Genomic DNA, 5,246 nt, shown 5'->3' with positions numbered 1-5,246 from the left:
CTTCTCGATCGAGGCGACCGTGACCTTGCCTTGCGCCGCGGCACGCAGCGCCTGCTCGACCTCGTGCGCCTGCCGGGCCGAGGTGACGGTGAACTGCTCGACCTTCTCGCCGTTGAGCTCATACAGTCGTGCCGGGAAGGTCTGCCCGCCCTTGCTGACCTCGGCTTCGAGCGTCCAGTATTCCTGCGGCTTGAACGCGGCGATTTCGTCCTCGCGCTCGCAGATCAGGCGCAGCGCCGGGCTCTGCACGCGGCCGGCCGACAGGCCCGGCGCGACCTTGCGCCACAACAGCGGCGACAGGTTGAAGCCGACCAGGTAGTCGAGCGCACGCCGCGCCTGCTGCGCGTCCACCAGCTCGGAGGAGATGCCGCGCGGGTGGGCCACCGCCTCGTTCACGGCGCGTTGGGTGATCTCGTAGAACACCACGCGCTGTACCTTCTTGCCGTCCAGGGCCTTGCGCGCTTTGAGGATCTCGATCAGGTGCCAGGAGATCGCCTCGCCCTCGCGGTCAGGGTCGGTCGCGAGCAGCAGGCGGTCGGCCTTCTTGAGCGCGCTGGCGATCCTGGCCACGTGCTTCTCGTTGCGCTCGATCACCTCGTACTTCATGGCGAAGCCGTTGTCGGGATCGACCGCGCCTTCCTTGGGCACCAGGTCGCGCACGTGGCCGTAGGAGGCCAGCACCTCGTAATCCTTGCCCAGGTACTTCTTGATGGTGTTCGCCTTCGCGGGCGACTCGACGATGACGAGGTTTTTGCTCACGGCGTCAGGATGACCGGCAGGCATCGGTATGCGCAAACACGGCTGTCTAGGCCTGCGACTGGGACGCATCCCCGCGACGAACCCCTGCCTGTGCCAGGCGCATGGCTAGTGCAGCAGGCCGCCGTGCGGGTTGTACACCATATCCTCGACCCAGGCGTAGGCCGCCTCCTGACCGGGCTGGTTGAACAGCACCATCAGCACGACCCACTTGGCCTGCTCGAGGCCGAGTTCGTCGGCGGGGTGGTGCTCGGCCAGCGCCATCAGCCGGTCGAGCACGGTCTCGCGCAATTCGGGGGTGAGGATGCCGAGCTGCACCAGGTGCAGGACGAAGCCGCGGCACTCGGGGGACAGCCAGGCGATCTCGGCCGGCGCGAAGGCGCGTGCCGCCGACGCCGACAGCTGCGGGCCGGGCTCGCGCTGCTGCGCGGCCAGCCCTTCCAGCCAGTGGCAGGCGTGGTCCACCTGCTGGCGCGGGAAGCCGGCGGCTTCCAGCTCCGTCTTCAGGGCATCCGGATTGTGAGGATGCGGCAGCCCCGTCTCCTGGTAATTCTCGAAGACATAGAGCAGCACATCCAGGACGTCTTCTTTCATCCGCGTGCGGTCACCGGCTGGGAAATCCGGCCTGAAGGCGTATCCACGGCCGCGATTTTCAGGCGCAGCATGGGGTAAAGCGCCGCGGGCGTCAAACGCGGGCCGGCGATTAGGCAATTTTTACTATCGACAGGGTGGTGTGCGGCTGTCATCGTGCGACCGTCAAACACGCCTCGCTTCCCGTGTTACATGCAGTTTCCACGCCTATTCACCGAGCAGCTGAATACCGATAAGGCCGTCCAGGTCCTGCATCGGATCGCTGATCAGGCCTTCGCCACGCCGAGCCTGATCTACGCGGTGCTGTATCACGCCGACCGCGAGCACCTGGGGCGGCATGGCACCAGCCTGTACGGTGAAACCTACCTGGCTTACCACCATGCGGCGGTGCCGTCCTGGGCCAACCACATTTATATGACGCTGTGTCTGCCCTCGCGGGATGTGGGCCTGTATCTGCAGCTGCGCCGCCTGTTTCTGATCAACGGCGAAGGCTGGCTGATCAACCGTGACATGTCGGTGCGTGGCGACCGCGGCCTGAGCCAGAGCGAGCGCGATGCCATCGATGGGGCGGTCTATTGGTATCGCAGCGCCAGTCAACGCGAAATCCTGCACAGCCGGCGCGACTTGAGCTGGCAGAGGACGCCGCACGGGCAGCCGATCCCGCCAGCGGAGATGCGGCGCCATGGCGCGGTGCCGAGTCACCCGGAGGCTGCGGTGCCGCGACCCAAGGCCATGACGTTCATGGACGGCCTGGCGCAGCTGACGCCGCTGTTTGCGCCTGACGAGCCCGAACTGGGCGGTGCCTATGTCTGACTGCCGTTCGCGGCGGTGGTGCGCTGATAGGCACCGCCGGGCAGCAGCGTCACCTCGCCGCGCAATTCCAGGATCAGCAGCATCGAGGCCACGGCCTCGACCGACAGGCCGGCGCGCTCCGCGAGCTGGTCGACGCGCGCCGGCTCATGGCCCAGCGCGGCGAGCAGGCTGCGGTACTCCGCGTCCGGCGCATCGCCGTCGCGCGCCACGCCATCGGCACTCGGAGCTGCGCCCGGTAACGGCACAGGCCCCAGCAGCGGCCCGATTTCCTCGAGCACGTCCTGCGCGGACTCCACCAGCTTGGCGCCTTCGCGCAGCAAACGATGGCAGCCGCGCGCCAATGGGCTGTGGATCGAGCCGGGGATGGCGAACACTTCACGCCCCTGCGCGCCGGCCAGACGCGCGGTGATCAGCGAGCCGCTCTGCAGCGCCGCCTCGACCACCAGCACACCGAGCGACAGCCCGCTGATCAGCCGGTTGCGGCGCGGGAAGTTGCCGGCCAGCGCCGGCGTACCGGGCGGGAACTCCGACACCAGTGCCCCCTGACGCGCGATCGCATGCGCCAGCTCGCGGTGGCGCGCGGGATAGACGCGATCCAGCCCGGTGCCGCAGACCGCCAGCGTCAGGCCGCCGTCCTCGAGTGCGCCCTGGTGTGCGGCGGCGTCGATGCCCAGCGCCAGCCCGCTGGTGATGACCAGGCCCGCTTGCGCCAGACTCGCGGCGAAGGCGCGGGCGTTCTCCAGGCCGCCCGGCGTCGGATTGCGGCTGCCGACGATGGCCAGCTGTGGCAGCGCCAGCAGCGCCGGGTCGCCGAGCACGAACAGCGCCAGCGGCGCGTCTTCGATCTGCCGTAGCCGCGCCGGGTAGCGCGGATCGTCCAGTGTCAGCAGGTGTCGGTCAGACGCGCCTTGCAGCCAGTCGAGTGCAGTGCTCAGTCGCGCCTCGTCCGGCATCGCGAGCGCCTGCTGCGCAGCCTCGCCCAGACCGGCCTCACGCCAGGCCACACGGCCGGCCTGCAGCAGTGCGGCAGGTGAGCCGAAGCGCGCCAACAGCTGCGCGCCGCGCAAGGGGCCGATATCGGGGGCCAGCAGCAGCGTCAGCCAGCTGCGCAGCCGGTCGCGGGTTCCGTCCATGGTCCGCCGGGTCGGGGTTTAGCTTTCCGGGGTGCGGAACTTGTCCAGCAGGTGGATCGAGCGGGTGGCTTTCATCACCAGGCCGTAGCTGACGCGCTCGTAGGTCTTGAACACCATGAGCAGGCCGGCCTTTTCCTCCGGCAGGAGCACGGTGGCATTGGCGCTGCCGTAGGGATCGCGCACCCGGCGTCCCGCCTGGTAGATGGAGAACACGTGGCCGACCTCGACGCCGTCGCGCGCGCCTTTGCTGAGGGTCACGATCTGGTACTGGCCGATCTGCAACACGCCGCCGGTGACGGCAATGATATAGCCCTCGATGCGGCCTTCGGGGGCATGCGGGTAGTAGGCCGCGTCCACTAACGCATCCTGGTCCTGTGGCAGCAGGCGGTCGCCGATCAACACCTCGCGCACAGTGGTGTCCATGTGGATGCGCGCCGGCTTGCCGGGCGTGGTGACGCTGGCCGTGCCGATGTAAAGGGCTTCGTAGCCGAGGATGTCCTTGCTTTCGGGATCGCGGTACGCCTCGCCCTTGCGCACCACGCTGTGCACTGGCACCGCGTCCTCCGCCAGGCCCTTGGCATAGGCCGTCACGCCTGCGCCGCCCACCAGGTGCTCCTCGGCGAACTCGACGATATAAGGCGCCGCTTCCAGTTCCTCCGCGCCGACCACCCGCGGCCCCATCAGGAAGGCGCGGATGGCATCGCCCGGAATGGTGGGGATCGGTTCCTGCAGCGCTTCTTCGCGCACCCGCGGCGACAGTTTCTCCACGCCGCTGACCCCGCTATCGGGCGGTTCGCGCGTGAGCCGTGGCTTGCCGTCCACGTACACCAGGTACAGCACGTCGCCGGGATAAATGAGGTGCGGGTTCTTGATGTCGGGGTTGGCGTACCAGAGTTCCGGCCACTTCCACGGCTCCTTGAGGAAGTAGTCGGCGATGTCCCACAGCGTGTCGCCCTTCTTGACGACGTAACGCAGCGGCACGTGCTCGTTCAGCGCCGGGCCGGCGGTCTGCGCCGCGCGCGCGGCGGCCGTGTCGGTCGTGGGCGGGGCGTCCTCCGCCGCGGTGGTGGGGGTGTCGGCTGCAGGCGTCTCGGCTGGCGCATCGGCGTCGGCGGCGATGCCGAGCGGGCTCAAGGCCAGCAGCAATACGGCCATGGCGACGGCCGAAGCGCGACTTCCGCCGCAGGCAAACCGGCTATACTCGCGCCTCGTGCCTGGGTGAATCTCTGGGGTCTGCGCCGGCGCGTGCTCTGCCCAGTTGCCCATGTGCCGCCTCCCGGTTCTTCTGCTGCGCCTAACTGTAGCAGCAAAAACGCCGAAATGGTAAGACTGACAACGAGATGGCCGTTCTTCCTATCCTGCATCATCCAGATCCGCGCCTGCGCCAGCGCACGCCGCCGGTGACGGATTTCGGCGCCGAGCTGCAGCGGCTGGTCGAGGACATGTTCGAGACCATGTATGCGGCGCCCGGCGTCGGCCTGGCCGCGAACCAGGTCGGCGTGCCACTGCGCCTGGCGGTGATGGACTGCTCGCCGGACAAGGCCCAGCCGCAGCCGATGGTGATGGCCAATCCCGTGATCCTGCACAGCGCCGAACCGGAGCTGATGGAGGAAGGCTGCCTGTCGGTGCCGGGCGCGCAGGAAAAGGTCAGGCGCTTCCGCCGGCTGCGCGTGCGTGCCCAGGACCGTCATGGCCAGTTCTACGAACTGGAGGCAGAAGGGCTGCTGGCGCAGTGCATCCAGCATGAGCTCGGCCATCTGGACGGCCAGCTGTACATCGACCTCTTGTCGGAACTCAAACGCAGCCGCCTGCTGAAGAAGCTGCAGAAAGCCGACGCCCGCGAGGCCTGATGCGGATCGTCTTCGCCGGTACGCCGGCATTCGCCGTGCCGGCGCTCGAGGCGCTGGTCGGCGGGCTGCACAGCGTGGTCGCGGTCTATACCCAGCCGGACCG

Annotated in this window: 7 protein-coding genes; 3 read left to right on the top strand and 4 right to left on the bottom strand. The window is 68.3% G+C overall.

The genetic code is table 11. The features are described from left to right. The coding region (locus tag VNJ47_05430; protein HXG28275.1) for a DNA topoisomerase at positions 1 to 759 on the bottom strand (759 nt) is incomplete at its 3' end. A 105-nt stretch (positions 760 to 864) separates the two neighbouring features. Further along, positions 865 to 1,350, bottom strand: coding sequence for a DUF494 domain-containing protein (locus VNJ47_05425; protein ID HXG28274.1), 486 nt, complete (start codon positions 1,348 to 1,350; stop codon positions 865 to 867). Positions 1,351 to 1,539: 189 nt separating this feature from the next. On the opposite strand from VNJ47_05425, the gene VNJ47_05420 reads away from it, so the two are divergent. Next, positions 1,540 to 2,160 carry a hypothetical protein gene (locus tag VNJ47_05420; protein HXG28273.1) on the top strand — a complete coding sequence of 207 codons (621 nt, stop codon included), beginning with the start codon at positions 1,540 to 1,542 and terminating at the stop codon, positions 2,158 to 2,160. Here VNJ47_05420 and dprA read toward each other — a convergent pair. Together dprA and VNJ47_05410 are read right to left on the bottom strand one after the other, a co-directional pair. After that, positions 2,151 to 3,293, bottom strand: a complete 1,143-nt coding sequence (gene dprA / locus VNJ47_05415) for a DNA-processing protein DprA (GenBank protein ID HXG28272.1) — start codon at positions 3,291 to 3,293, stop codon at positions 2,151 to 2,153. The genes VNJ47_05420 and dprA overlap by 10 nt on opposite strands. Before the next feature lie 18 nt (positions 3,294 to 3,311). Further along, positions 3,312 to 4,448, bottom strand: coding sequence for a LysM domain-containing protein (locus tag VNJ47_05410; protein HXG28271.1), 1,137 nt, complete (start codon positions 4,446 to 4,448; stop codon positions 3,312 to 3,314). A 185-nt stretch (positions 4,449 to 4,633) separates the two neighbouring features. Between VNJ47_05410 and def the strand changes: the two genes are divergently transcribed. Next, positions 4,634 to 5,143, top strand: a complete 510-nt coding sequence (def, locus tag VNJ47_05405; GenBank protein HXG28270.1) for a peptide deformylase — start codon at positions 4,634 to 4,636, stop codon at positions 5,141 to 5,143. Next, positions 5,143 to 5,246, top strand: a 104-nt coding sequence (locus VNJ47_05400; protein HXG28269.1) for a methionyl-tRNA formyltransferase, incomplete at its 3' end; no start/stop codon positions are given. The genes def and VNJ47_05400, both read left to right, overlap by 1 nt.

The organism is Nevskiales bacterium, from assembly GCA_035574475.1.
Taxonomy (GTDB): domain Bacteria; phylum Pseudomonadota; class Gammaproteobacteria; order Nevskiales; family DATLYR01; genus DATLYR01.
Note: the sequence above shows the minus strand (reverse complement) of the source record. Positions and strands in the feature narration are given on the sequence as shown.